At 71.7% G+C, this 24506-nt stretch carries 26 protein-coding genes; 22 read left to right on the forward strand and 4 right to left on the reverse strand.

The genetic code is table 11. The annotated features are described in order from the left end of the window. The first annotated feature begins 58 nt into the window (after positions 1-58). The 8 genes from ACFWFZ_RS07300 to glmM all read left to right on the forward strand — a co-directional run bounded on the left by ACFWFZ_RS07300 (position 59) and on the right by glmM (position 8336). Positions 59-1081, forward strand: coding sequence for a DNA-directed RNA polymerase subunit alpha (locus ACFWFZ_RS07300; protein ID WP_007265920.1), 1023 nt, complete (start codon positions 59-61; stop codon positions 1079-1081). 104 nt (positions 1082-1185) lie between these two features. Beyond that, positions 1186-1662 (forward strand): 50S ribosomal protein L17, encoded by a 477-nt coding sequence (gene rplQ, locus ACFWFZ_RS07305; protein WP_362740537.1) that lies wholly within the window; start codon positions 1186-1188, stop codon positions 1660-1662. A gap of 102 nt (positions 1663-1764) precedes the next feature. Continuing rightward, positions 1765-2616 carry a tRNA pseudouridine(38-40) synthase TruA gene (gene truA, locus ACFWFZ_RS07310; RefSeq protein ID WP_387117860.1) on the forward strand — a complete coding sequence of 284 codons (852 nt, stop codon included), beginning with the start codon at positions 1765-1767 and terminating at the stop codon, positions 2614-2616. A 44-nt stretch (positions 2617-2660) separates the two neighbouring features. Beyond that, positions 2661-4289, forward strand: coding sequence for an ABC-F family ATP-binding cassette domain-containing protein (locus tag ACFWFZ_RS07315; protein WP_387117863.1), 1629 nt, complete (start codon positions 2661-2663; stop codon positions 4287-4289). A gap of 18 nt (positions 4290-4307) precedes the next feature. After that, the gene (locus tag ACFWFZ_RS07320; RefSeq protein WP_387117866.1) at positions 4308-5591 is read left to right on the forward strand and encodes a glycosyltransferase family 87 protein; all 1284 of its coding nucleotides are present in this window, start codon (positions 4308-4310) and stop codon (positions 5589-5591) included. 243 nt (positions 5592-5834) lie between these two features. Next, on the forward strand, positions 5835-6278 hold the full coding sequence (gene rplM, locus ACFWFZ_RS07325; RefSeq protein ID WP_363060160.1) for a 50S ribosomal protein L13: 444 nt from the start codon (positions 5835-5837) through the stop codon (positions 6276-6278). A 42-nt stretch (positions 6279-6320) separates the two neighbouring features. Then, positions 6321-6842, forward strand: coding sequence for a 30S ribosomal protein S9 (rpsI, locus tag ACFWFZ_RS07330; RefSeq protein WP_150258789.1), 522 nt, complete (start codon positions 6321-6323; stop codon positions 6840-6842). A 135-nt stretch (positions 6843-6977) separates the two neighbouring features. Beyond that, positions 6978-8336, forward strand: coding sequence for a phosphoglucosamine mutase (glmM, locus tag ACFWFZ_RS07335; RefSeq protein WP_387117870.1), 1359 nt, complete (start codon positions 6978-6980; stop codon positions 8334-8336). Between the two features lie 11 nt (positions 8337-8347). Here the strand turns inward: glmM and ACFWFZ_RS07340 are convergent, their stop codons facing one another. Both ACFWFZ_RS07340 and coaA read right to left on the reverse strand, forming a co-directional pair. Then, positions 8348-9322, reverse strand: coding sequence for a DUF389 domain-containing protein (locus ACFWFZ_RS07340; protein ID WP_387117873.1), 975 nt, complete (start codon positions 9320-9322; stop codon positions 8348-8350). Between the two features lie 16 nt (positions 9323-9338). Then, the gene (gene coaA / locus ACFWFZ_RS07345) at positions 9339-10388 is read right to left on the reverse strand and encodes a type I pantothenate kinase (protein WP_387117876.1); all 1050 of its coding nucleotides are present in this window, start codon (positions 10386-10388) and stop codon (positions 9339-9341) included. A 260-nt stretch (positions 10389-10648) separates the two neighbouring features. Here coaA and ACFWFZ_RS07350 point away from each other — a divergent pair, with 260 nt between their 5' ends. The 8 genes from ACFWFZ_RS07350 (at position 10649) to ACFWFZ_RS07385 (ending at position 17888) form a co-directional block, all read left to right on the forward strand. Beyond that, positions 10649-10897, forward strand: coding sequence for a hypothetical protein (locus ACFWFZ_RS07350; RefSeq protein ID WP_387117879.1), 249 nt, complete (start codon positions 10649-10651; stop codon positions 10895-10897). A gap of 109 nt (positions 10898-11006) precedes the next feature. Then, positions 11007-12854: a glutamine--fructose-6-phosphate transaminase (isomerizing) gene (gene glmS / locus ACFWFZ_RS07355; RefSeq protein WP_387117882.1), complete on the forward strand. Its 1848-nt coding sequence runs from the start codon at positions 11007-11009 to the stop codon at positions 12852-12854. Positions 12855-12875: 21 nt separating this feature from the next. Further along, the gene (locus ACFWFZ_RS07360) at positions 12876-13244 is read left to right on the forward strand and encodes a holo-ACP synthase (RefSeq protein ID WP_387117885.1); all 369 of its coding nucleotides are present in this window, start codon (positions 12876-12878) and stop codon (positions 13242-13244) included. A gap of 3 nt (positions 13245-13247) precedes the next feature. Then, on the forward strand, positions 13248-14651 hold the full coding sequence (locus ACFWFZ_RS07365; protein ID WP_387117888.1) for an NAD(P)H-hydrate dehydratase: 1404 nt from the start codon (positions 13248-13250) through the stop codon (positions 14649-14651). Between the two features lie 74 nt (positions 14652-14725). Next, a complete protein-coding gene (gene alr, locus ACFWFZ_RS07370) occupies positions 14726-15862 on the forward strand; it encodes an alanine racemase (RefSeq protein ID WP_387117891.1) in 1137 nt (378 codons plus the stop codon). After that, the gene (locus ACFWFZ_RS07375; RefSeq protein WP_387117894.1) at positions 15807-17066 is read left to right on the forward strand and encodes an alpha/beta fold hydrolase; all 1260 of its coding nucleotides are present in this window, start codon (positions 15807-15809) and stop codon (positions 17064-17066) included. Before alr ends, ACFWFZ_RS07375 begins: the two co-directional genes overlap by 56 nt. Continuing rightward, complete coding sequence (tsaE, locus tag ACFWFZ_RS07380; RefSeq protein ID WP_387117897.1) at positions 17017-17583, forward strand: tRNA (adenosine(37)-N6)-threonylcarbamoyltransferase complex ATPase subunit type 1 TsaE; 567 nt, start codon at positions 17017-17019, stop codon at positions 17581-17583. The genes ACFWFZ_RS07375 and tsaE overlap by 50 nt, the downstream gene beginning before the upstream one ends. A gap of 116 nt (positions 17584-17699) precedes the next feature. Continuing rightward, positions 17700-17888 carry a hypothetical protein gene (locus ACFWFZ_RS07385; RefSeq protein ID WP_387117900.1) on the forward strand — a complete coding sequence of 63 codons (189 nt, stop codon included), beginning with the start codon at positions 17700-17702 and terminating at the stop codon, positions 17886-17888. Between the two features lie 94 nt (positions 17889-17982). Here the strand turns inward: ACFWFZ_RS07385 and ACFWFZ_RS07390 are convergent, their stop codons facing one another. After that, positions 17983-18543, reverse strand: coding sequence for a hypothetical protein (locus ACFWFZ_RS07390; protein ID WP_387117903.1), 561 nt, complete (start codon positions 18541-18543; stop codon positions 17983-17985). A 128-nt stretch (positions 18544-18671) separates the two neighbouring features. Here ACFWFZ_RS07390 and tsaB point away from each other — a divergent pair, with 128 nt between their 5' ends. Genes tsaB through ACFWFZ_RS07410 form a run of 4 tightly spaced genes read left to right on the forward strand, consistent with a single transcriptional unit; the run spans position 18672 to position 21241 of the window. Beyond that, positions 18672-19334, forward strand: a complete 663-nt coding sequence (gene tsaB, locus ACFWFZ_RS07395) for a tRNA (adenosine(37)-N6)-threonylcarbamoyltransferase complex dimerization subunit type 1 TsaB (protein ID WP_387117906.1) — start codon at positions 18672-18674, stop codon at positions 19332-19334. A gap of 26 nt (positions 19335-19360) precedes the next feature. Further along, entirely contained in the window at positions 19361-19840 is a 480-nt protein-coding gene (gene rimI / locus ACFWFZ_RS07400) for a ribosomal protein S18-alanine N-acetyltransferase (RefSeq protein WP_387118384.1), read from the forward strand. Then, entirely contained in the window at positions 19833-20972 is a 1140-nt protein-coding gene (tsaD, locus tag ACFWFZ_RS07405; RefSeq protein ID WP_387117909.1) for a tRNA (adenosine(37)-N6)-threonylcarbamoyltransferase complex transferase subunit TsaD, read from the forward strand. The genes rimI and tsaD overlap by 8 nt, the downstream gene beginning before the upstream one ends. Further along, positions 20969-21241, forward strand: coding sequence for a hypothetical protein (locus tag ACFWFZ_RS07410; RefSeq protein WP_387117912.1), 273 nt, complete (start codon positions 20969-20971; stop codon positions 21239-21241). The genes tsaD and ACFWFZ_RS07410 overlap by 4 nt, the downstream gene beginning before the upstream one ends. 67 nt (positions 21242-21308) lie before the next feature. Here the strand turns inward: ACFWFZ_RS07410 and ACFWFZ_RS07415 are convergent, their stop codons facing one another. Next, complete coding sequence (locus ACFWFZ_RS07415) at positions 21309-22505, reverse strand: methyltransferase domain-containing protein (protein WP_387117915.1); 1197 nt, start codon at positions 22503-22505, stop codon at positions 21309-21311. Between the two features lie 107 nt (positions 22506-22612). Between ACFWFZ_RS07415 and ACFWFZ_RS07420 the strand changes: the two genes are divergently transcribed. Both ACFWFZ_RS07420 and ACFWFZ_RS07425 read left to right on the forward strand, forming a co-directional pair. Next, positions 22613-23569: a polysaccharide deacetylase family protein gene (locus ACFWFZ_RS07420; protein WP_387117918.1), complete on the forward strand. Its 957-nt coding sequence runs from the start codon at positions 22613-22615 to the stop codon at positions 23567-23569. A gap of 14 nt (positions 23570-23583) precedes the next feature. Then, positions 23584-24453 (forward strand): polysaccharide deacetylase family protein, encoded by an 870-nt coding sequence (locus ACFWFZ_RS07425; protein ID WP_387117921.1) that lies wholly within the window; start codon positions 23584-23586, stop codon positions 24451-24453. The last annotated feature ends 53 nt before the right edge of the window (positions 24454-24506 follow it).

The raw sequence follows: 24506 nt of genomic DNA on the forward strand, positions 1-24506 counted from the left end.
CGGTACGGCCCCCGTCGGGCGTCAAATAGTGGGCGTCCACGAATGAAGGAACACAGACATGCTTATCGCTCAGCGTCCGTCGCTGACCGAAGAGGTCGTAGACGAGTACCGCTCGCGCTTCGTGATCGAGCCGCTGGAGCCGGGCTTCGGTTACACCCTCGGCAACTCCCTGCGCCGTACCCTCCTGTCGTCCATCCCGGGTGCCGCTGTCACCAGCATCCGCGTGGACGGCGTCCTGCACGAGTTCACCACCGTGCCGGGCGTCAAGGAAGACGTCACGGACATCATCCTCAACATCAAGCAGCTGGTCGTCTCCTCGGAGCACGACGAGCCGGTCGTGATGTACCTGCGCAAGCAGGGTCCCGGCCTGGTCACCGCTGCCGACATCGCGCCCCCGGCCGGTGTCGAGGTGCACAACCCGGACCTCGTCCTCGCCACGCTCAACGGCAAGGGCAAGCTGGAGATGGAGCTGACCGTCGAGCGCGGTCGCGGCTACGTCTCCGCCGTCCAGAACAAGCAGCTGGGCCAGGAGATCGGCCGCATCCCGGTCGACTCCATCTACAGCCCGGTCCTCAAGGTCACCTACAAGGTCGAGGCGACCCGAGTCGAGCAGCGCACCGACTTCGACAAGCTGATCGTCGACGTCGAGACCAAGCAGGCCATGCGCCCGCGCGACGCCATGGCGTCCGCCGGCAAGACCCTGGTCGAGCTGTTCGGTCTGGCCCGCGAGCTCAACATCGACGCCGAGGGCATCGACATGGGCCCGTCCCCGACGGACGCCGCCCTGGCCGCCGACCTGGCGCTGCCGATCGAAGAGCTGGAGCTCACCGTTCGGTCGTACAACTGCCTCAAGCGCGAGGGCATCCACTCCGTGGGTGAGCTCGTCGCCCGCTCCGAGGCCGACCTGCTCGACATCCGCAACTTCGGTGCGAAGTCGATCGACGAGGTCAAGGCGAAGCTGGCCGGCATGGGCCTGGCCCTCAAGGACAGCCCGCCCGGATTCGACCCGACCGCCGCCGCCGACGCCTTCGGCGCCGACGACGACGCGGACGCCGGCTTCGTCGAGACCGAGCAGTACTGAGAAAGCTTGCGGGGGGCTCACGCCCCCCGCACCCCCTCTCGCGACCGCCTGAGGGAACTGACACCGGTACCTGACACGGCCGGTGCAGATATGAAGGAGTAACAATGCCGCGTCCCGCAAAGGGTGCCCGCCTGGGCGGCTCCGCCGCACACGAGAAGCACCTGCTCGCGAACCTCGCGAAGGCGCTCTTCGAGCACGGCCGCATCACCACCACCGAGGCCAAGGCCCGCCGCCTGCGTCCCTACGCCGAGCGTCTGGTCACCAAGGCCAAGAAGGGCGACATCCACAACCGTCGCCTGGTGCTGCAGACGATCACGGACAAGAGCATCGTGCACACGCTGTTCACCGAGATCGCCCCGCGCTACGAGAACCGCCCCGGTGGTTACACGCGCATCACCAAGATCGGCAACCGTCGTGGCGACAACGCCCCGATGGCCGTGATCGAGCTGGTCGAGGCCCTTACGGTCGCCCAGCAGGCCACCGGTGAGGCCGAGGCCGCCACGAAGCGCGCGGTCAAGGAGGCGGAGGCCAAGGCCGACGCCACCGAGACCGAGGCCGTCGAGGAGACCAAGGAGGCCTGATCCCGCTACGGGATCGAGCTTGCTTGACCGGCTCTGAACGGGCCCGCCCCTTCCCGGGGCGGGCCCGTTCTGCATATGGGTGATTCTGAGAGGATCGGTCACGTGAGTGACGAGGTGGAGCCCGGGCACGTCCGGGTACGGCTGGACCTGAGCTACGACGGCAAGGACTTCTCCGGCTGGGCGAAGCAGCGCACGCTGCGGACCGTCCAGGGTGAGCTGGAGAGCGCCCTGCAGACCGTGATGCGGCTGAAGGAGCCGGTCGAGCTGACCGTGGCCGGGCGTACGGACGCGGGCGTCCACGCCCGCGGGCAGGTCGCGCAGTTCGACCTCGCCGAGGAGGTCTGGGCCGAGCACGGCGCCGTGCTGCTGCGCCGCCTCGCCGGCCGCCTCCCGCACGACGTACGGGTGTGGAAGGTCGCCGAGGCCCCCGAGGGCTTCAACGCGCGCTTCTCCGCCATCTGGCGCCGCTACGCCTACCGCGTCGGCGACCACCAGGGCGGCGTGGACCCGCTGCGCCGCGGCCATGTGCTCTGGCACCAGTGGCCCCTCGACGTGGACGCCATGAACGAGGCGGCCACCGCGCTGCTGGGCGAGCACGACTTCGCCGCCTACTGCAAGAGGCGCGAGGGCGCCACGACCATCCGCACGCTCCAGCAGCTCAGCTGGGAGAGAGCCGAGGACGGCATCGTCACCGCGACGGTCCGCGCCGACGCCTTCTGCCACAACATGGTCCGCTCCCTCGTGGGCGCCCTGCTGCACGTCGGCGACGGCCACCGGCCCGTCGACTGGCCCGGCAAGGTGCTGGCGGCCGGCGTACGGGACTCCTCGGTGCACGTGGTCAAGCCGCACGGGCTGACCCTGGAGGAGGTCGGCTACCCGGCCGACGAGCTGCTGGCCGCGCGCAGCCGGGAAGCCCGCAACATGCGGACCCTGCCGGGCGCCGGCTGCTGCTGAGCCGCCGCCAAATCGTTTGGGCGTATCGCGCGCCGACCTGGACAATGCCCGGCATGGGACATCTCGAAGCCAGCCATCTGGAGTACTACCTTCCCGACGGGCGGGTACTGCTCCCCGACGTCTCCTTCCGCGTGGGGGAGGGGGCGGTGGCCGCCCTGGTCGGGGCGAACGGCGCCGGCAAGACCACCCTGCTGAAGCTGATCTCCGGGGAGCTCCAGCCGCACGGCGGCGGCGTCAGCATCAGCGGCGGCCTCGGCGTGATGTCCCAGTTCGTGGGCTCCGTACGCGACGAGACGACCGTACGGGACCTGCTGGTCTCGGTGGCCCAGCCGCGGATCAGGGAGGCCGCGAAGGCCGTCGACCGCGCCGAGCACCTGATCATGACGGTGGACGACGAGGCCGCCCAGATGGCCTACGCCCAGGCCCTCAGCGACTGGGCCGACGTACAGGGCTACGAGGCGGAGACCCTGTGGGACGTCTGCACGATGGCCGCGCTGGCCATCCCGTACGACTCCGCGCAGTTCCGCGAGGTGCGCACGCTCTCCGGCGGTGAGCAGAAGCGGCTCGTGCTGGAGGCGCTGCTGCGCGGGCCGGACGAGGTGCTGCTGCTCGACGAGCCGGACAACTACCTCGACGTCCCCGGCAAGCGGTGGCTGGAGGAGCAGCTGAAGGCGACCCGCAAGACGGTCCTCTTCGTCTCCCACGACCGGGAGCTGCTGACCCAGGCCGCCGAGAAGATCATCAGCCTGGAGGCGAGCCCGACCGGCTCCGACGTCTGGGTGCACGGCGCGGGCTTCGGCACCTACCACGAGGCCCGCAAGGAGCGCTTCGCCCGCTTCGAGGAGCTCAAGAGGCGCTGGGACGAGGAGCACGCCCGGCTCAAGGCCCTGGTGCTGCGGCTGCGCAACCAGGCCGCGAGCAGCCCCGACATGGCCTCGCGCTACCGGGCGATGCAGACCCGCTTCCAGAAGTTCGAGGAGGCCGGTCCGCCGCCGGAGCCGCCGCGCGAGCAGGACATCAGGATGCGGCTCAAGGGCGGCCGGACCGGCGTGCGCGCGCTGACCGTGGAGAACCTGGAGCTCACCGGGCTGATGAAGCCCTTCTCCCTGGAGGTCTTCTACGGGGAGCGGGTCGCGGTGCTCGGCTCGAACGGCTCCGGCAAGTCGCACTTCCTGCGGCTGCTGGCCGGCGAGGACGTCAAGCACACCGGTGGCTGGAAGCTGGGCGCCCGGGTGGTTCCCGGCCATTTCGCGCAGACCCACGCCCATCCGGAGCTGTTCGGCCGCACCCTCGTCGAGATCCTGTGGACGGAGGCCGCCAAGCCCCTGGGACAGGCGATGGGGGCCCTGCGCCGCTACGAGCTGGAGCGCCAGGCCGAGCAGCCCTTCGAGAAGCTCTCGGGCGGCCAGCAGGCGCGTTTCCAGATCCTGCTGCTGGAGCTGGCGGGCACCACGGCGCTGCTGCTGGACGAGCCCACGGACAACCTGGACCTGGAGTCCGCGGAGGCCCTCCAGGACGGCCTGGAGTCCTACGACGGGACCGTGCTGTGCGTCACCCACGACCGCTGGTTCGCGCGCACATTTGACCGTTACCTGGTCTTCGGTTCGGACGGTGTCGTGCGGGAGACTCAGGAGCCCGTCTGGGACGAACGCAGGGTCGAACGCAAGCGCTGACGGTGAGGGAGGGGCGTCGTGGGCCTGAGGCCTGGCATCTGGCTCATGAGGTGGGAGGCGCCGAGGTCCGGCGACCGGCTCGTCCGCTGGCTGCTCCGGCCGGCCCCCCGGTCCTGGCAGGTGGTCTCCCTCGCGGTGCTGCTCGGGATCTGCGTCTCCACGAGCCTGCGGGCGAACTGGGGCTCGGACAACGCCTTCGTCGTCAAGGCGGCGCAGACGCTGCTGGAGGGCGGGTCGCCGTACGAGGACAAGCGCTTCCTCTACCTGCCCAGTGCCGTGGTCATGGCGGTACCGGAGGCGCTGGTGCCGCGGGGGGTGCTGCGCTGGATCCTGCCGCTCGGGGTGTCGGGGCTGCTGGGCATCGGCTGGCTGGCCGCCCTGCGGCTGTTCTCGGTGCCGCCGCGCTCGCGTTTCGCGGTCGGTGGTCTCGCCGCCTTCGCCCTCGCCTACAAGCCGTACGTGAACCTGGTGCTGATCGGCAACTGGACGGCCATCTCGGCGGCCGCGCTGCCCGTGGCGCTGCTGCTCGCGCACCGGCGGTCGTGGGGGAGGGCCGGGCTGGTGGTCGGGCTGGCCATCGCCTGCAAGCCGATGCTGGTGCCGATGGGTCTGCTCTTCCTGCTGGCCCGCCGGTGGAGGGGGCTGGCCGCGGCGGTGCTGGTGCCGCTGGGGATCTCGCTGGCCGGGGCGCTGATGATGCCGAGCCCGTCGCTGTTCTTCACCAAGACCCTGCCGTTCCTGCTCCAGGGGCAGGACGCGTACGCACTGCCCTGGGACGCCTCGCCGATAGCGGTGCTGCCGCGGCTGGGGGTGCCGCAGCCGGTGGCGGTGCTGGTGGCCTTCGCGGGGGCCGCGGCCGGTCTGTGGGCGGCCTGGGTGCGGTGGCGGCGCACGGATCAGGACGGCGACGGGGGCGAGCTGCGTCTGGTGGAGACCGCCTGCATGGTGATGCTCGCCGCATTCCTGGTGTCCCGGCCGTCCTTCGACCACTACCTGCTCGTGGTGCTTCCGCTGCTGCTGGCCTCGGTGGTGCGACCGGGCTCGACGGCCCGTTCCCCCTGGTTCTGGCTGGCCCTGACACCGCAGCTGGCACTGGTCCCGTGGCCCTCGGAGCTGGACCGCAAACGGCGCGCCTTCAAGGACTGCGCCACCCTGTGCGGGCTCGCGATCGTGCTGGGGCGTCGTGCACTGCGCTCAGGTCGGGTTATTCTGGAGCCCGTAACAACTGCGGGGTCCCCACCCAGGACCGAACCGGAGTGCGCCGCGACGCCAGCAGAATCGGCATCGCGGACCGCGTTTTGACCCGTACGGGTCTGCTTGGGTATCCTGCTGGTTTGTTATGCGTATTGGCTTTCTCATTCTCACGTGAAAGGGCCTTACGCCGGTCCACCGGACCGATGACCAGCAGTTGGCCGTTCACACGGGTTGCGTCCCCGAGGTGAACGAGGGCTGTCGTGATCGTCCGTGGTGACCCTGTCAGGACCCTTCCCGCGGGGCTTCGCGCCCTATGGGATGACCCACCACTGAAGAAGCGAAGGCATACGCGTGCGTACGTACAGCCCCAAGCCCGGCGACATCTCGCGCCAGTGGCTCGTCATCGACGCCCAGGACGTCGTCCTCGGCCGTCTGGCGACCCAGGCCGCTGCCCTCCTCAAGGGCAAGCACAAGCCGACCTATGCGCCCCACATGGACATGGGCGACTTCGTCGTCATCATCAACGCCGACAAGGTTCACCTGTCCGGCAACAAGGCCTCCCAGAAGATGGCGTACCGCCACTCCGGTTTCCCGGGCGGTCTGCGCTCCGTGCGTTACGACGACCTCCTGGCGAACAACCCGGAGAAGGCCGTCGAGAAGGCCGTCAAGGGCATGCTCCCCAAGAACACCCTGGGCCGTCAGATGCTCTCGAAGCTGAAGGTCTACTCGGGCGACCAGCACCCCCACGCTGCCCAGCAGCCGGTGCCGTTCGAGATCACCCAGGTCGCGCAGTAGTTCCGGCCACCCCCTAAGACGTAGAAAATTCTGAGGAGCATCGTGGCCGAGACCACCGCCGAGACGACCCCCGTCGACGAGTTCGAGGGCAACGTCGAGGAGTACACCAGCGAGTCCGAGGTCGTCGTCGAGGGCGACTACACCTCCGAGTCCCTTGCCGGTCGCTTCGGCGACCCCCAGCCGGCCGCCGGCCTGGGCCGTCGCAAGAACGCCATCGCCCGCGTCCGGATCGTTCCGGGCACCGGCAAGTGGAAGATCAACGGGCGCACCCTTGAGGACTACTTCCCCAACAAGGTGCACCAGCAGGAAGTCAACGAGCCCTTCAAGCTCCTGGAGCTCGACGGCCGTTACGACGTCATCGCCCGCATCTCGGGTGGCGGCGTCTCCGGCCAGGCCGGCGCCCTGCGCCTCGGTGTGGCCCGCGCGCTGAACGAGGCGGACGTGGACAACAACCGCCCGGCGCTGAAGAAGGCCGGCTTCCTCTCCCGCGACGACCGTGCGGTCGAGCGCAAGAAGGCCGGTCTCAAGAAGGCCCGTAAGGCTCCGCAGTACAGCAAGCGTTAATCTGCGCCTGCTGTTCTGCAACGAAACCGCCCCGGCAGCACTCTCTGTGCTGCCGGGGCGGTTCGTTTACCGCCACAAGCGGCACATACCTGACACAAGCGGTCATACGCGAAGCGCAAACTCGGGAGGACAACAGTGGGACGACTCTTCGGGACGGACGGTGTACGCGGCGTCGCCAACGCGGATCTGACGGCGGAGCTCGCGCTCGGCCTCTCCGTGGCGGCTGCCCACGTACTCGCCGAGGCGGGCACTTTCGAAGGCCACCGGGCGACCGCCGTGGTCGGCCGGGACCCCCGGGCCTCCGGTGAATTCCTTGAGGCCGCGGTCGTGGCCGGCCTCGCGAGCGCGGGCGTGGACGTCCTGCGCGTCGGTGTGCTGCCCACCCCGGCGGTGGCGTATCTCACCGGTGCGCTGGGTGCCGACCTCGGCGTGATGCTCTCCGCCAGCCACAACGCCATGCCCGACAACGGCATCAAGTTCTTCGCCCGCGGCGGCCACAAGCTCGCCGACGAGCTGGAGGACCGCATCGAGTCGACCTACGAGGAGCACCGCACCGGCGCCCCCTGGGACCGGCCCACCGGCTCCGGCGTCGGCCGCGTCTCGGACTACACCGAGGGCTTCGAGAAGTACGTCTCCCACCTCATCGGTGTCCTCCCCAACCGCCTCGACGGCCTGAAGATCGTCCTCGACGAGGCGCACGGCGCTGCCGCCTACGTCTCGCCCGAGGCGTTCGCCCGGGCCGGCGCGGAGATCGTCACGATCGGCGCCGAGCCGGACGGCCTGAACATCAACGACGGCTGCGGCTCCACCCACCTCGGCCTGCTGAAGGCGGCCGTGGTCGAGCACGGCGCCGACTTCGGCATCGCGCACGACGGTGACGCGGACCGCTGCCTGGCCGTGGACGGCAGCGGCGCCGAGGTCGACGGAGACCAGATCCTCGCGGTGCTGGCGCTGGCCATGCGCGAGGCCGGCCAGCTGCGCGAGAACACCGTGGTCGGGACCGTCATGTCCAACCTGGGCTTCAAGCTGGCCATGGAGGGCGAAGGCATCCAGGTCGTGCAGACCGGCGTCGGCGACCGGTACGTGCTGGAGTCCATGAAGGAGCACGGCTACGCGCTCGGCGGCGAGCAGTCCGGCCACGTGATCATCCTCGACCACGCGACCACCGGCGACGGCACGCTGACCGGCCTGCTGCTGGCGGCGCGGGTCGCGGCCACCGGCAGGTCCCTGGCCGAGCTGGCGGGCGTCATGCAGCGGCTGCCGCAGGTCCTGATCAACGTCCCCGACGTCGACAAGTCCCGGGTGACGACCTCGGCCGAGCTGGCGGTGGCGGTGACCGACGCCGAGCGCGAGCTCGGCACCACCGGCCGGGTGCTGCTGCGTTCGTCCGGTACGGAGCCGCTCGTGCGGGTGATGGTCGAGGCCGCCGACATCGAGCAGGCCCGCGCGGTCGCCGGCCGGCTCGCGGACGCCGTGAAGTCGGCGCTCGGCTAGCGGGCCATCGCCTAGAAGGCGCCTGCACCAGGTCTGCGTGGCGCACCCGGCTTCCGGATCATCCGGTTCTGCGGGGTGCGCCGCAGCAGTTTCCAGGCCATGAGGGTGAGCGTGCCCGAGAGGATGATGCCGCCTAGGTTGAGCGCCAGCTGGATGCCGGAGCCCCACATCTGGCCGAGGTCGCCGTAAGCGAGTGCCACGGCGGCGTTGGCGGCCGCCGGGACCGTGGTGACGGAGATCGCCACGCCGACGAGCGCACCAGCCTTCGCGGAGGTCAGCGAGAGCATGCCGGCCACGCCGGCGAGCAGCGCCACGACGAAGGAGAACGGGTCGGGCTGCCAGATGAAGCTGGTGTTCGGCCGTTCGTTCTCGAGCAGGTGCTCATGGAAGAGGCCCAGCGCGTCCATGCCCAGACTGAAGGCCGTCGTCGCCGCGATCGCTGCCGTGAAGCCGACCGCCAGGGCGATGAAGGAGCGCCAGGCGAGTCCGGGCCTGCGCTGCACCAGACCGGTGCAGATGCCGGCGAGCGGGCCGAACTCGGGGCCGACCGCCATCGCACCCACGATCAGCACGGCGTTGTCGAGCACGACACCGCACGCCGCGATCATCGTCGCCAGGATTATGAAGGCGGTGTAGGTGATGGTGAGGGTGGACTCCTCGTGAGTCGACTCGGTGAGCTGTTCCCACACCACCGCGTCGGCGGCCTCGCCCGGCGCCTCCTCCTCCGCCTCGTCCGCGCGCGTGGAGATCGACAGGTCGATGTTCTCGACGGCGATCGAGCCGGTCTTGTCGATGCCGAGCGCGCGCATCTCCTGGAGCAGTTCGTCGACGGACTCGCGAGCGACGTCGCACAGCACGAGGTCGCCCTCCGGGTCGCGGGCGGCACCGGTCAGGACGACCAGGTGGGTGGTGCCGACCGTCCGGTCGATCAGCTCCACCACCTGCTCGGTGAGGTGGTGCGGGGTGATCATCCGCAGATGCAGCATGCCCGCACCCTAGCCACTACAGCTTGCGCAGGCTCAGCTTCTGGACCTTGTGGTCCGGTCCCTTGCGCACGACGAGGGTGGCCCGGCCCCGGGTGGGGGCGACGTTCTCCAGCAGGTTGGGCCGGTTGATCGTCCGCCACATCGTCTGCGCGTACTCCATGGCCTCCTCCTCGGAGACCTGCGTGTACTTGCGGAAGTACGAGAAGGGGTTCTGGAAGGCGGTCTCGCGCAGCTTGCGGAAGCGGTTGAGGTACCAGCGCTCGATGTCCTCCGGCCGGGCGTCCACGTACACGCTGAAGTCGAAGTAGTCGGCGAGGGCGACGCGGGTCCGGCCGTCGGTGCCGGGGAGGGCCGGCTGGAGCACGTTGAGCCCCTCGACGATGAGGATGTCCGGACGCCGTACGACGAGCTCCTCGCCCGGCACGATGTCGTAGATCAGGTGTGAGTAGACCGGGGCCCGTACCTCGTCCTTGCCGGCCTTGATGTCGGCGACGAACCGCGTGAGCGCGCGGCGGTCGTAGGACTCGGGGAAGCCCTTGCGGGAGGTGAGCCCGCGCCGCTGGAGCTCCTTCATCGGGTACAGGAAGCCGTCGGTGGTGACCAGCTCCACGCGGGGGTGCTCGGGCCACCGGGCGAGCAGGGCCTGGAGCAGGCGTGCCACCGTGGACTTGCCGACGGCGACCGAGCCGGCGACCCCTATGACGAAGGGGGTGCCCGCTTGCGCGCCGTGGCCGTTGCCGGCGTCGCCCAGGAAGGTGTTGAGGGTGCCGCGGAGGTTGCTGGTGGCGCCGACGTAGAGGTTCAGCAGGCGTGACAGCGGCAGGTAGACGTCGCGGACCTCGTCGAGGTCGATGACGTCGCCGAGGCCGCGCAGGCGCTCCACCTCGTCGGCGGTCAGCGGCAGCGGCGTCCGCTCGCGCAGGGCGCTCCACTCGGCCCGGGTGAGGTCGACGTACGGCGAGGCCTCGGGGCCGCGGCGGTGCGCGGTCCGCGGGGGCTGCCCGTCCCGGCCGGTGTGCTCCGTTGCACCCTCGGGCGTGTTGCTTCGTGGCGGCGAAGTGATCACACCGCCATTGTCGGGGCTGGGGGGCGCTTGTGGGTGGTGGGGTCGGTCACGTGGCCAAAGGGCGGAGCGGGTCTTCCCATCTCGATTCGAGACGATCGCGGTTGCGCCCTGATCACGATCCGCGTGCGGACCACCTGCGCCGCCGGCGGGCGGGCGGACCGGCCGTAGAGTGCGGAGCGCCGCACTCCATTTGATCGTCCCCCCGACCGGGGGCCGTTCGTGCTGCTCCGACGCCACCTCGTTGTTCCCGGGAGTCCTCCGTGCGTACCGCCCTCGTCCGTCGTGCCCTCCTGACCGCCTCCGGCGCGTCCCTGGTCCTGCTGGCCAGCGCCTGCGGCCCCTCGGGCGGGGCCGGCGCCGAGCAGGACGCCAAGCCGTCCGCGGCCGCCCCGTCCCCCTCGCCCACGCCCGAGGCCAAGGCCCTCACCGCCGCCGAGCCCCTGAGCCTCACCGGTGCCGCGGAGCAGCCCAAGGACGTCGTCGACACCCAGGTGAAGAAGCTCGGCTGAGGCACCGTCCGACGCCCCGTCAACCCCGCTCCGGCCCATGCGCCGGGGCGGGGTTTTCGTCTTGTTCGGCTACGGGGCAGACGGCCGACCACGGCGTACGCTGCGGCCTATGTGCGGAATTGTGGGTTACGTGGGAGCGCAGTCTGCGCTCGATGTGGTCATCGCCGGACTCAAGCGACTGGAGTACCGCGGCTACGACTCGGCAGGGGTCGCCGTACTCGCCGACGGCAGCATGGCAGCCGCCAAGAAAGCCGGCAAGCTCGTCAATCTGGAGAAGGAACTGGTCGCGCACCCGCTGCCGGCCGGTTCCACGGGACTCGGGCACACCCGGTGGGCGACCCACGGCGGGCCCACCGACGTCAACGCCCACCCGCACCTCGACAATTCGGGGCGCGTGGCCGTCGTGCACAACGGCATCATCGAGAACTTCGCCGCGCTGCGGGAGGAGCTCGCCGAGCGCGGGCACCGGCTGGAGTCCGAGACCGACACCGAGGTCGTGGCGCACCTGCTGGCCGAGCAGTTCTCGGCCACCGGCGACCTCGCCGAGGCGATGCGGCAGGTGTGCCGCCGCCTCGAAGGCGCCTTCACCCTGGTGGCCGTGCACGCCGACGAACCGGACGTGGCGGTCGGCGCCCGCCGGAACTCGCCTCTCGTGGTGGGCGTTGGAGAGGGAGAGAACTTCCTCGCCTCGGACGTGGCCGCGTTCATCGCCCACACGCGGTCCGCGATCGAGCTGGGGCAGGACCAGGTCGTCGAACTCCGCCGCGAAGGGGTCACGGTGACCAACTTCGACGGTACGCCCGCCTCCGTGCGGGCGTACCACGTGGACTGGGACGCCTCGGCGGCCGAGAAGGGGGGATATGACTACTTCATGCTCAAGGAGATCGCCGAGCAGCCGAAGGCTGTCGCCGACACCCTCCTGGGCAGGATCGACGCGAGCGGCTCGCTGACCCTGGACGAGGTGCGCATCCCCGTCTCGGTGCTCAGGGAGGTCGACAAGGTCGTGATCGTGGCGTGCGGTACGGCCTACCACGCGGGCATGATCGCGAAGCTGGCCATCGAGCACTGGACCCGCATCCCGTGCGAGACGGAGCTGGCGAGCGAGTTCCGCTACCGCGACCCGATCCTGGACCAGCGGACGCTGGTGGTCGCGATCTCGCAGTCCGGCGAGACCATGGACACCCTGATGGCGCTGCGCCACGCACGCGAGCAGGGCGCCAAGGTGCTGGCCATCTGCAATACGAACGGGTCGACGATCCCGCGCGAATCGGATGCCGTGCTCTACACGCACGCCGGTCCGGAGGTCGCCGTCGCCTCCACCAAGGCCTTCCTGACACAGCTGGTGGCCTGCTATCTGGTCGCGCTGTATCTCGGGCAGGTCCGCGGCACCAAGTGGGGCGACGAGATCCAGGCGGTGATCCGCGAGCTGTCGGACATCGCCGCGGCCGTGGACACCGTCCTGGAGACCATGCAGCCGGTACGCGAACTCGCGCGCTCCCTCGCCGACAAGAACACCGTCCTCTTCCTCGGACGCCACGTGGGCTACCCGGTGGCGCTGGAAGGCGCGCTCAAGCTCAAGGAGCTGGCGTACATGCACGCCGAGGGCTTCGCGGCGGGCGAGCTCAAGCACGGGCCGATCGCGCTCATCGAGAAGGACCTGCCGGTGGTCGTAGTCGTCCCCTCGCCGCGCGGCCGGTCGGTGCTCCACGACAAGATCGTGTCGAACATCCAGGAGATCCGGGCGCGCGGGGCGCGGACGATCGTGATCGCGGAGGAGGGCGACGAGGCGGTCGTCCCGTACGCGGACCACCTGATCCGCATCCCGGCGACGCCCACGCTGCTCCAGCCGCTGGTGGCGACGGTGCCGCTGCAGGTGTTCGCCTGCGAACTGGCCACGGCCCGCGGCAACGAGGTGGACCAGCCGCGTAACCTCGCAAAGTCCGTGACCGTGGAGTAGTCGGGTAGTGGGGTAGGCCTCGTGATTGTCGGCGTCGGGATCGATGTGGCGGAGATCGAACGGTTCGGGGCGGCGCTGGAGCGCACTCCCGGCCTGGCCGGGCGGCTGTTCGTCGACGCCGAGCTGACGTTGCCGAGCGGCGAGCGGCGCGGGACCGCCTCGCTCGCCGCCCGGTTCGCCGCCAAGGAAGCGCTGGCCAAGGCGCTCGGCGCGCCGGCCGGGCTGCTGTGGACCGACGCCGAGGTCTACGTGGAGGACACCGGGCAGCCCCGGCTGCGGGTGTCGGGGACGGTGCAGGCGCGGGCGTTGGCGATGGGCGTGAAGTCCTGGCACATCTCGCTGAGCCACGACGCCGGTGTGGCCTCCGCGGTGGTGATCGCGGAGGGTTGAGCCATGCGTACTGCTTACAGCGTGGAGACCGTACGGGCCGCCGAGCGGGAGCTGATGGCCCGGCTCCCGGAGGGCTCCCTGATGCAGCGGGCGGCGGCCGGGCTGGCCGCCGCCTGCGCGGGACTGCTGACACGGCGGCGCGGCCGGGTCTACGGGGCCCGGGTCGTGCTGCTCGTCGGCCCCGGCGACAACGGCGGCGACGCACTGTACGCCGGCGCGCGGCTGGCTCGGCGCGGCGCCGGGGTGACGGCCGTGCCGATGGACCCCGAACGGATGCACACCGGCGGGCTGGCCGCACTGCGCGCCGCCGGCGGGCGGGTGGAGCAGGCCGTACCGCAGCGGGCGGACCTGGTGGTGGACGGGCTGCTCGGGATCGGCGGCCGGGGCGGGCTGCGCTCCGCGGGCGCCGCGCTGGCGGAGCGGATCCCGCCCGGGGTCCCCTTGGCCGCCGTGGACCTGCCCAGCGGGGTGGACGCCGACACCGGGGAGGTGGCGGGGCCCGCCGTCACCGCCGACGTGACCGTGACGTTCGGGGCGTACAAACCAGGACTGCTGATCGACCCCGGCGCCTCCCGGGCCGGCGCCCTGCACCTCGTGGACATCGGGCTGGAGCTCCCGGAGCCGGAACTGGAGGCCCTCCAGCACGCCGACGTGGCGCGGCTGCTGCCGGAGCCGACGGCGTCGAGCGACAAGTACCGGCGCGGCGTCGTCGGGATCGTCGCCGGATCGGCGCAGTACCCGGGAGCGGCGGTGCTGGCCGTGGCGGGAGCCCTCCGCGGCGGCGCGGGCGCGGTGCGCTACGTCGGCCCGGCGGCGGACGCCGTGCTGGCGCGTTACCCCGAGACGCTGATCGGGCCCGGGCGGGTACAGGCGTGGGTGATCGGCCCGGGCCTGGGGGAGGGACGCGCCGGTGAGGTCGCGGACCTGCTCGCGGGCGACGCGGCGGTACTCGTCGACGCGGACGGACTGCGCGGTCTGGACCCGGCGGTGCTGCGCGCGCGGACGGCCCCCACCCTGCTGACCCCGCACGCGGGGGAGGCCGCGGCGCTGCTCGGGGTGGCGCGGGAGTCGGTGGAGGCGGGCCGGCTGGCGGCGGTACGGCGGCTGGCGGAGCGGTACGGGGCGACCGTCCTGCTGAAGGGGTCCACGACGCTGGTCGCCTCCGCCGGCGGCCGGCCGGTCCGGGTCAACCCGACGGGCACGCCGTGGCTGGCCACCGCGGGCAGCGGGGACGTGCTGTCCGGACTGGCCGGCTCCCTCCTGGCGGCCGGCCTGTCCGGGGCGGACGCCGGCTCGGTGGCGGCGTACCTCCACGGCCTGGCGGCCCGCCGCACCGGCGGCCCCCTCATGGCCCACCAGCTGGCCGAAGCCCTCCCCGCCGCCTGGCAGGACGCGACCCGCCCCTGACCCGCAGGACCCGGGCGGCGGCTCTTCAGGCACTCGCCCCAGGGCCCGGCGGGGATTCTGAGAGACTGTGGGCGATGAACGAGACACCGACGCGCGTGTACGCCGAGATCGATCTTGACGCCGTACGGGACAACGTGCGCGCACTGCGCGAGCGGGCGCCCCGGTCCGAGTTGATGGCCGTCGTCAAGGCGAACGCCTATGGACACGGGGCGGTGGAGTGCGCCAGGGCCGCCCGGCAGGCCGGCGCCACCTGGCTCGGGACCGCCACCCCCGACGAGGCTCTCGCACTGCGCGCCGCCGGGCTCGAAGGCCCGGTCATGTGCTGGCTCTGGACCCCCGGCGGGCCCTGGCGCGAGGCCGTCGAGGCCGACCTGGACGTCTCCGTCAGCGGAATGTGGGCCCTCGACGAGGCGCGCGAGGCCGCCCGCGCGGCCGGCCGCACCGCACGCGTCCAGCTCAAGGCCGACACCGGCCTCGGCCGCAACGGCTGCCAGCCCGCCGACTGGGAGGCCCTGGTCGGCGCGGCCGTCGCCGCCGAGGCCGAGGGCACCGTCAAGGTCACCGGGGTCTGGTCGCACTTCGCCTGCGCCGACGAGCCCGGCCACCCCTCGATCAAGCTCCAGCTCGACGCCTTCCGCGAGATGCTCGCGTACGCGGAGAAGGAAGGCATCGACCCCGAGGTCCGGCACATGGCCAACTCGCCCGCCACCCTCACCCTCCCCGAGTCGCACTTCGACCTGGTGCGCCCCGGCCTCGCCGTCTACGGGGTCTCGCCCGCACCCGAGATCGGGACCCCCGCCCAGCTCGGCCTGCGGCCCGCCATGACCCTCAAGGCCTCCCTCGCCCTGGTCAAGACGGTCCCCGCCGGCCACGGGGTCAGCTACGGCCACCACTACGTCACCAGCGGCGAGACGACCCTCGCGCTGGTCCCGGCCGGCTACGCCGACGGCATCCCGCGCCATGCGTCGGGGGCCGGCCCGGTGCTCGTCGGCGGCAGGATCCGCCACGTCGCCGGACGCGTCGCGATGGACCAGTTCGTGGTCGACCTGGACGGAGACCGGGCCCGCGCCGGTGACGAGGTCGTCATCTTCGGGGACGCGGAACGCGGTGAGCCCAGCGCCGAGGACTGGGCACGAGCGGCGCACACGATCGCGTATGAGATCGTCACCCGTATCGGTGGACGCGTGCCCCGGGTGTACCTGGGCGGCTGAGCGGAGTGAGGGCGGCGGCGTGAGCGAGAACTGGCGCAGGGCCGGCTGGGCCGGCGCCGCCATCGGCGTGATAGCCGCAGGCGCGGCGGCCGGTGTCGCGGTCGAGCGGATCACCGTCGGACGCGGCATGCGCCGCAAGGCCCGCCTGGCCCTCGACGCCGCGGGGGACTACGGCTCCCTGCGCGGCACCGAGGGCACCTGCCGGGCCGAGGACGCCACCGAGCTGTACTACGAGGTCGACGAACTCCCCGAGGACGGCAAGCGGCGCCGGCTGCGGCGCAAGGCCGAACCCCCGGCCACCGTCGTCTTCTGCCACGGCTACTGCCTCGCCCAGGACTCCTGGCACTTCCAGCGGGCCGCCCTGCGCGGAGTGGTCCGCTCCGTCTACTGGGACCAGCGCAGCCACGGGCGCAGCGCACGCGGCCTGGCCCAGGCCGACGGAGAGCCGCTGACCATGGAGCAGCTCGGCCGGGACCTGAAGGCCGTCATCGACGCCACCGCTCCCGAGGGCCCGTTGATCCTGGTGGGTCACTCGATGGGCGGAATGACCATCATGGGATTCGCCGAGCAGTACCCCGACCTCGTGCGCGAGCGCCTCGTCGGTGTGGCCCTGGTCGGCACCTCCAGCGGCCGCCTCGACGAGGTGACCTACGGGCTCCCCGCCGCCGGCATGGGCGCCGTGCGCAGGATCCTGCCGGGCGTGCTGAAGGCACTGGGATCGCAGGTGGAACTGGTCGAGAAGGGCCGCCGGGCCACCGCGGACCTCTTCGCCGGCATGATCAAGATGTACTCGTTCGGCTCCCGGGACGTGGACCCGGGCGTCGCGCGCTTCGCGGAGCGGCTCATCGAGGGCACGCCGATCGACGTCGTCGCGGAGTTCTACCCGGCATTCCAGACCCACGACAAGACCGCCGCGCTCCAGCAGTTCGCCGGCATCCCGGTCACCGTCGTCGCCGGGGACAAGGACATGATCACCCCGCCGGGGCACAGCGTGGCCATCAAGGACGTGCTGCCCGCCGCCGAGCTCGTCGTCCTGGAGTCCACCGGGCACCTGATGATGCTGGAGCGCCCCGAGACGGTGACACGGCTGCTCACCGAGCTGCTGGCCCGCACCGGGGCGGTGCCGGTCCCGGTACCGACTAACGTTGGCGTGCATGGAAGAAGTACCGCTGGAAGCACAGCGCAGCCAGGCACCGGCAGCTGAGTCCGGGCACGGCCCACAGACCCGGATCACCGTCGACTCCCCCCACGCGATGCAGGAGCTGGGCCGCCGTATCGCCGGCCTGCTGCGCCCCGGCGACCTCGTGCTGCTGACCGGCGAGCTGGGCGCCGGCAAGACCACGCTGACCCGCGGCCTGGGCGAGGGCCTGGGCGTGCGCGGGGCGGTGACCTCGCCTACCTTCGTGATCGCCCGGGTGCACCCCTCGCTGACCGGCGGGCCGGCGCTGGTGCACGTGGACGCGTACCGGCTGGGCGGCGGGCTGGACGAGATGGAGGACCTGGACCTCGACGTCTCGCTGCCCGAATCCGTGGTCGTGGTCGAGTGGGGCGACGGCAAGGTCGAGGAGCTCTCCGACGACAGGCTGCACGTGGTGATCGCGCGGGCCGTCGGCCACGAGGAGGTCCTGGACGACGTGCGCGAGGTGTCCGTGCGCGGGGTCGGAGCGCGCTGGGGCGCCGGAGCGGGGCTGGACGCCCTGGCCGGAGTGCTCTCGGAGTAAACGTACCGACAACTCGTCGGCAAGATATTGCGCCGGCGGCGGCGCTCGTGGTGACATGGTACCGAGAGTTTCTTAGGTATGCCTAAGTACGGTGTCCCGGGGTCCAGGAGGCAGCCATGTCGGCACCAGCAGGAGCACAGCGCCACCCCCGCCCGTCCGCCGTCTCCATGCACGCGCTGCTGGCCGCCGGCGTGGCCGCCACCGCCGTCTCGACGCCGCCGGCGCCCGAGGAACGCCTACCGCGCGAGGACGGGCCCGAGGGCGGCGTACGCGAACAGGCCGCTCCGGAATCCGAAGCGGCCTGAAGGGGTCTGAGGAGCCCGAAGGCGCGTGCGGGGGCTCATACCGCACGAACAGGCCCTGGCGGGTCGCCCGTACGGGTGAAGTGAGGGCGGCCCGTCAGGGAATGACGACGACCTTGGAATTGATCGTCGCGAAGGCCCACATCGCGTCACCGTCGGCGCGCGCCATCCGGATGCCGCCGGTCTTCTTGTTCGCGTCGGGCTCCGGGGTCGTACCGTCCACGCGGGCGCTGAAACCGACCGCCACGCCCTCGGCGGTGGCGAACCGGACGACGTGCTCGATCGGCACACCGTCCGAGCCCGTGACCGAGCCCGAACGCGAACCGACGATGTAGGTGCCCGGCTTCGGGTGCACCGTGCTCGGCATCACCACGAACGACTTCGGCGGCTGCGCGGCGTCCCCCACCAGCCACACCCGCTTCTGGCCCAGGGAGTACACGACGCGCACACCGGTGCCGGAACCTTCCGGCACGGGCACCGGCTTCGCCGGATCCTGCTTGCCCGCGGCCGCGGGGCTCGCGGAGGGCGCCGGCTCCTGCGCGGCCGCCGTCGGGGGGTGCGCCGGCGCCGTGGCGGAGGCCTGGTAGCCGAGGAAGCCGACGGCGGCGATCGCCGCGGCGGTGAGCCCGGCCACGATTCCCGAGCTGCTGCGTGCCACCTTGCTCCACCTCTCCGCGCTGACGTGATCCCTGTGATCGCTTGTGATCCCTCGGTCGAAAGGTAGCAGCCGCCCCGCTCGACGACCGGGCGCAAGGGGCGCGGCCGCCGGAGTCGTAGGCTGTTCGCGTGCTCTTGCTCGCAGTAGATACCGCCACGCCCGCCGTCACCGTCGCCCTGCACGACGGCGAGTCCGTCGTCGCCGAGTCCAGCCAGGTCGACGCCCGCCGCCACGGGGAGCTGCTCATCCCCTCCGTGGACCGGATCCTCGCCGAGGCCGGGCTGAAGCTCGACGCCGTCACCGGCATCGTGGTCGGCGTCGGACCCGGCCCCTACACCGGACTGCGCGTCGGCCTCGTCACCGCCACCACCTTCGCCGCCGTACTGGGCGTGCCCGTCCACGGACTGTGCACGCTCGACGGACTCGCCTACGCCGCGGGCACCGCGGGGATCGAGGGCCCCTTCACCGTCGCCACCGACGCGCGGCGCAAGGAGGTCTACTGGGCACGCTACGAGGACCCGCGCACGCGCGTCGGCGAGCCCGCCGTGGACCGCCCGGCGGAGATCGCCGAGCAGGTCGCGGGCATGCCCGCGGTCGGGCAGGGCGCGCTCCTGTACCCCGAGGTGTTCCCGGACGCGCGCGGCCCCGAGCACCAGTCGGCCGCCGCTCTGGCCTCCCTCGCGGCGGAACGACTCGCGGCGGGAGCGGAGTTCCTCCCTCCGACCCCGCTCTACCTGCGCCGCCCCGACGCACAGGTGCCCAAGAACTACAAGGTGGTCACCCCGCAGTGACCACGGACCAGACGGTTCTGCGCGAGATGCGCTGGTGGGACATCGCACCGGTGCTGGAACTCGAGCACGACCTCTTCCCCGAGGACGCCTGGTCCGCCGGGATGTTCTGGTCCGAACTGGCCCACGCGCGCGGCCCCCGGGCCACCCGCCGCTACGTCGTCGCCGAGACGGCCGACGGTCGCCTCGCCGGCTACGCCGGACTGGCCGCCGCCGGCGACCTGGCCGACGTACAGACCATCGCGGCCGCCCGCGACCAGTGGGGGACCGGGCTCGGCGCCCGGCTCCTGACCGAACTGCTGCGCGCCGCCACCGCGTTCGAGTGCGCCGAGGTGCTGCTGGAAGTGCGCGTGGACAACACCCGCGCCCAGAAGCTCTACGAGCGCTTCGGGTTCGAGCCCATCGGCTTCCGGCGCGGCTACTACCAGCCGGGCAACGTCGACGCGCTCGTCATGCGACTGACCGACCCCGCACAAGCACGAACTGAGAGCAGTGAGAGCAATGGCTGACGAACCGCTCGTCCTCGGCATCGAGACGTCCTGCGACGAGACCGGCGTCGGCGTCGTCCGCGGCACCACCCTCCTCGCGGACGCTGTCGCGTCGAGCGTCGACGAGCACGCCCGCTTCGGCGGAGTCGTGCCCGAGGTGGCCTCGCGGGCCCACCTGGAGGCGATGGTCCCCACCATCGAGCGCGCCCTGAAGGAGGCCGGCGTCAGCGCCCGCGACCTCGACGGCATCGCGGTCACGGCCGGACCCGGCCTCGCCGGGGCGCTGCTGGTGGGCACCTCGGCCGCCAAGGCCTACGCGTACGCCCTGGGCAAACCCCTGTACGGCGTCAACCACCTGGCCTCGCACATCTGCGTGGACCAGCTGGAGCACGGCCCGCTGCCGGAGCCGACGATGGCGCTCCTGGTGTCCGGCGGACACTCCTCGCTGCTCCTGGCACCCGACATCACCTCCGACGTACGGCCGCTCGGCGCGACCATCGACGACGCCGCGGGCGAGGCCTTCGACAAGATCGCGCGCGTGCTGCAGCTCGGCTTCCCCGGCGGCCCGGTCATCGACCGGCTCGCCAAGGAGGGCGACCCGAAGGCGATCAACTTCCCGCGCGGCCTGACGGGCTCGCGCGACCCCGCCTACGACTTCTCCTTCTCCGGCCTGAAGACGGCCGTCGCCCGCTGGATCGAGGCGAAGCGGAACGCGGGCGAGGAGGTGCCGGTGCGCGATGTGGCGGCGTCCTTCCAGGAAGCCGTGGTGGACGTCCTGACGCGCAAGGCGATCCGGGCGTGCAAGGACGAGGGCGTCGACCACCTGATGATCGGCGGCGGTGTGGCGGCCAACTCCCGGCTCCGCTCGCTCGCCCAGGAGCGCTGCGACGCCGCCGGGATCATCCTGCGCGTGCCGCGGCCCAAGCTGTGCACGGACAACGGCGCGATGGTGGCCGCGCTGGGCGCGGAGATGGTCAGGCGGAACCGGCCGGCCTCGGACTGGGACCTCTCGGCGGACTCCTCGCTGCCGGTGACGGACCCGCACGTGCCGGGGACGTCCCACACGCAGGGCCACGAGCACCCGAACGGGCACTCGCACGGCCACGGCCACGACCACGTGCACGAGCTGAGCAAGGACAACCTGTACTCGTGAGCACCGTCGTCCTGATGTGGGAGGCCCGGGCCGCGGACGGCCGGGGCAACGAGCTGCTGGAGTGGGCCCGGGCGCAGATCCTGGCCCGGGAACCGGTGCGCCGCGAGGTGTTCCGGGCACCGCAGGACCGGGTGCTCGTGATGACCTGGTGGGAGGCGGCCGAGGGCCTCGCGACGGACCTGCCCGAACTGCCCGAGCCGGCCGCCGACCTGATCGCGCGCGCGGTCCACCGCTGGCGCTTCGAGTCGGTGGAGGTCGACGGGGCGTAGCCGGCCGAGCCGCACGGGGCGGTCAGCCGGACGGGCGGCCTCCCGCCGCCCGGCCCGGCCCGGCATGTCACCGCCCGGGCGTCGCCGCAGGCGGCACGGCCGGGGCGCCGATCAGCATCGAGGGGGCGCCCGCCACCCGGGTCAGGAAGACGGTCGCCGAGTTCGGGCCCTGCGGCTTGACCTTCTTGCGCAGCTCCTCGGGCTCGATCGCCGAACCGCGCTTCTTCACGGTCAGGATCCCGATCCCGCGCTCACGCAGCAGGGCCTTCAGCTTCTTCAGGCCGAAGGGCAGCACGTCGGTGATCTCGTACGCCGTCGCGTACGGCGTCGCGCGCAGCTCGTCCGCGGTGATGTAGGCGATGGTCGGGTCGATGAGCCGACCGTCCAGCTGCTCGGCGACCTCGGCGACCAGGTGGGCGCGGATCACGGCGCCGTCGGGCTCGTAGAGCCAGCGGCCCACCGGCCCGGCCTCCGGATCGGGCAGCGGATCGGCGGTGTGCAGCTCGCGGGGCCCGGGGAGCAGGGTGGCGCGCACCGTCCCGGGGGCGGTGCCGAACCAGAGCACGGCCTCCTTGACGTCCCCCTGGTCGGAGATCCACTCGGCCTCGGCCTCCGCGGGGACCGCCTCGTGCGGGATCCCGGGGGCGATCTTGACGGCGGCGTACTTCGCCGCGCGGGCCGTCTCCACGGCCCACGACAGCGGCGGCGAGTAGGACTCCGGATCGAAGATCCGCCCCCGGCCCCCGCGCCGGGCCGGGTCGATGAAGACCGCGTCGTAGCCCGAGGTGTCCACCTCCGTCACGTCGGCCTCCCGGACCTCGATCAGGTCCGCCAGGCCCAGCGCCTCGGCGTTGGCGCGCGCGACGGCGGCCGTCAGCGGGTCGCGGTCCACCGCGAGGACCCGGATGCCCAGGCGGGCCAGGGCGAGGGCGTCCCCGCCGATGCCGCAGCACAGGTCCGCGAGGCTGCGTACGCCGAGGGCCGCGAGCCGCTCGGCCCGGTACGAGGCCACCGACGCGCGCGTGGCCATCTCGCCGCCGCCGGGGGTGAAGTACATCCGGAAGGCGTCCTCGGCCCCGAACTTCGCCACCGCGCGCTGTCGCAGCCGGGCCTGCCCGAGGGCCGCGGAGACCAGCCCCGCGGGGTGCTCGCGGCGCAGCCGGGTGGCCACGGCCAGCTCCTGGGCGGGGTCGTGGTCGCGGAGCGAGTCGAGGAGGGCGCGGCCCTCGGGGGTGAGGAGGGCGGCGAAGTCTTCGGGGGTCACGGGTCCATTGTCGGCGACGGGGTGTGTGGGCCGGTCGGAGGAACGTCGCAGCCCGGTGCGCGGTGTCGTCCCGGAAGCCCGCGTGTCGGGTGCCAGGATGCGCAGCTATGCAGCTAGTCGGACAAAGGGAAGATAAGACGCAACTGGGTCACCGGTACGCGGCGGGTCCGCGCGGCCGGTTCGGGGTGGCCGTGGCCGCCCTGCTGGTGGCAGCCCTCGGCACGGCCTGCGGCTCCGGGGAGTCGGGCGGGCCGGACAAGGCCGAGAAGGCGAAGGCGGCCAAGGGTTCGGAGGCGGGCGCCGCGGGTGCGCTCAGCGCCGCCGAGAAGGCCAAGGCGCTGCAGCAGGCGCGCGTCGCCGCGGCGAAGAAGTGGGGGCTGCGCAAGGTGCCGCTCGCCGCACCCGCGGCGCCGAAGGAGAAGCCCGACATCGAGACGCGCGACGGCTTCGAGGTGTGGAACCACGAAGAGGACGAACTGCCCCCGGTCTTCACCACCGTGCCCACCGAGGACAAGGTCGTCTTCCTGACCATCGACGACGGCTCGGAGAAGGACCCCGAGTTCCTGAAGATGATGCAGGAGCTGAAGATCCCGTACACGGCCTTCCTCAGCGACTACCTGGTGAAGGACAACTACCCGTACTTCAAGCAGATGCAGGCCGCGGGCGTCACCCTGAACAACCACACCCTCAACCACCGCTACATGCCCGGGCTGTCGTACGAGCAGCAGCGCCAGGAGATCTGCGGCCAGCAGGACACCATCCAGAAGACGTTCGGCAAGCGGCCTACCCTCTTCCGGCCGCCGTACGGCAACTACAACGACGACACCCTCAAGGCGGCGAAGTCCTGCGGCATCAAGGCCGTCCCGCTGTGGAACGCCGAGGCGTTCACGAACCGCATGGACTACCGAGAGTGGGACCGCGACCTGCACCCCGGTGACATCATCCTCACGCACTTCCGGGGCAAGGAGGACTGGAAGGGCACGATGCCTGACATGATCCGTCATGTCATGAAGACCGTCACGGACAAGGGCTATGCCGTGGCTCGCCTGGAGGACTACTTGTGAGGTATGCGCGCCGGTTGGTAGCCGGAACGCTGGCGGCCGGCGCGCTCGCGCTCTCGCTGACGGGGTGCGGGGAGCGCGTGGTCCCCACCGAACGGCTGGGCCGCAAGGCCACACAGGAGCCGTCGCAGACGCCGTCCGCGTCGGCGTCGGCTCCGGTGCCGGCCTCCGGGGGCGCGCAGGGAGGCGCTTCCGACGAGGCGTACAGGAAGTGGGGCCTGACGGCCCCCGTCCAGTACGCACCCAAGCCCGCCCAGAAGCCGCAGATCCCCAAGGCGGCCCCCGGCAAGGTCCCGGTGATAGACCGAATACCCATGCCGGCCGGGGAGAAGGTGGTCTTCCTGACCTTCGACGACGGCGCCGAGAAGGACCCCGAGTTCCTCAAGATGGCGGCCGACCTCAAGCTGCCGATCAGCATGTTCCTCACGGACAGCGTGGCCTCGTCGGACTACGGGCACTTCGAGAAGCTCCGCGACAACGGCTCGGCGAGCACGGTGAACAACCACACGCTGACCCACCCGAACCTGAGGACCCTCTCCTTCGAGGCGCAGAAGAAGGAGATATGCGGCCAGCAGGACCGGCTGGAAAAGCGCTTCGGCCAACGCCCGCCGCTCTTCCGTCCGCCCTTCGGCAACTACAACGACGACACCCTCCGGGCAGCCTCGGAGTGCGGTGTCTCGTCGGTCCTGCTGTGGCGGGTGTCGATGCAGATCAACAACTTCCAGTACGCCCAGGGCTCCGCCCTCCAGCCCGGCGACATCATCCTGGCCCACTTCCGCGGCCCGTCCGAACTCAAGGGCGCGACGGAAACCCAGATGACGGCCCGCATGCTCCAGCGCATCCAGGAACAGGGCTACCGCATAGGGCGCCTGGAGGACTACCTGTAGGGACGCGGGGGCTCCGGGGGCGGGAGCTGCTGGGGAGGGACCGGAAGGCGCGG

It is taken from the genome of Streptomyces sp. NPDC060232 (genome assembly GCF_042726555.1).
In the GTDB taxonomy this organism is placed as follows: domain Bacteria; phylum Actinomycetota; class Actinomycetes; order Streptomycetales; family Streptomycetaceae; genus Streptomyces.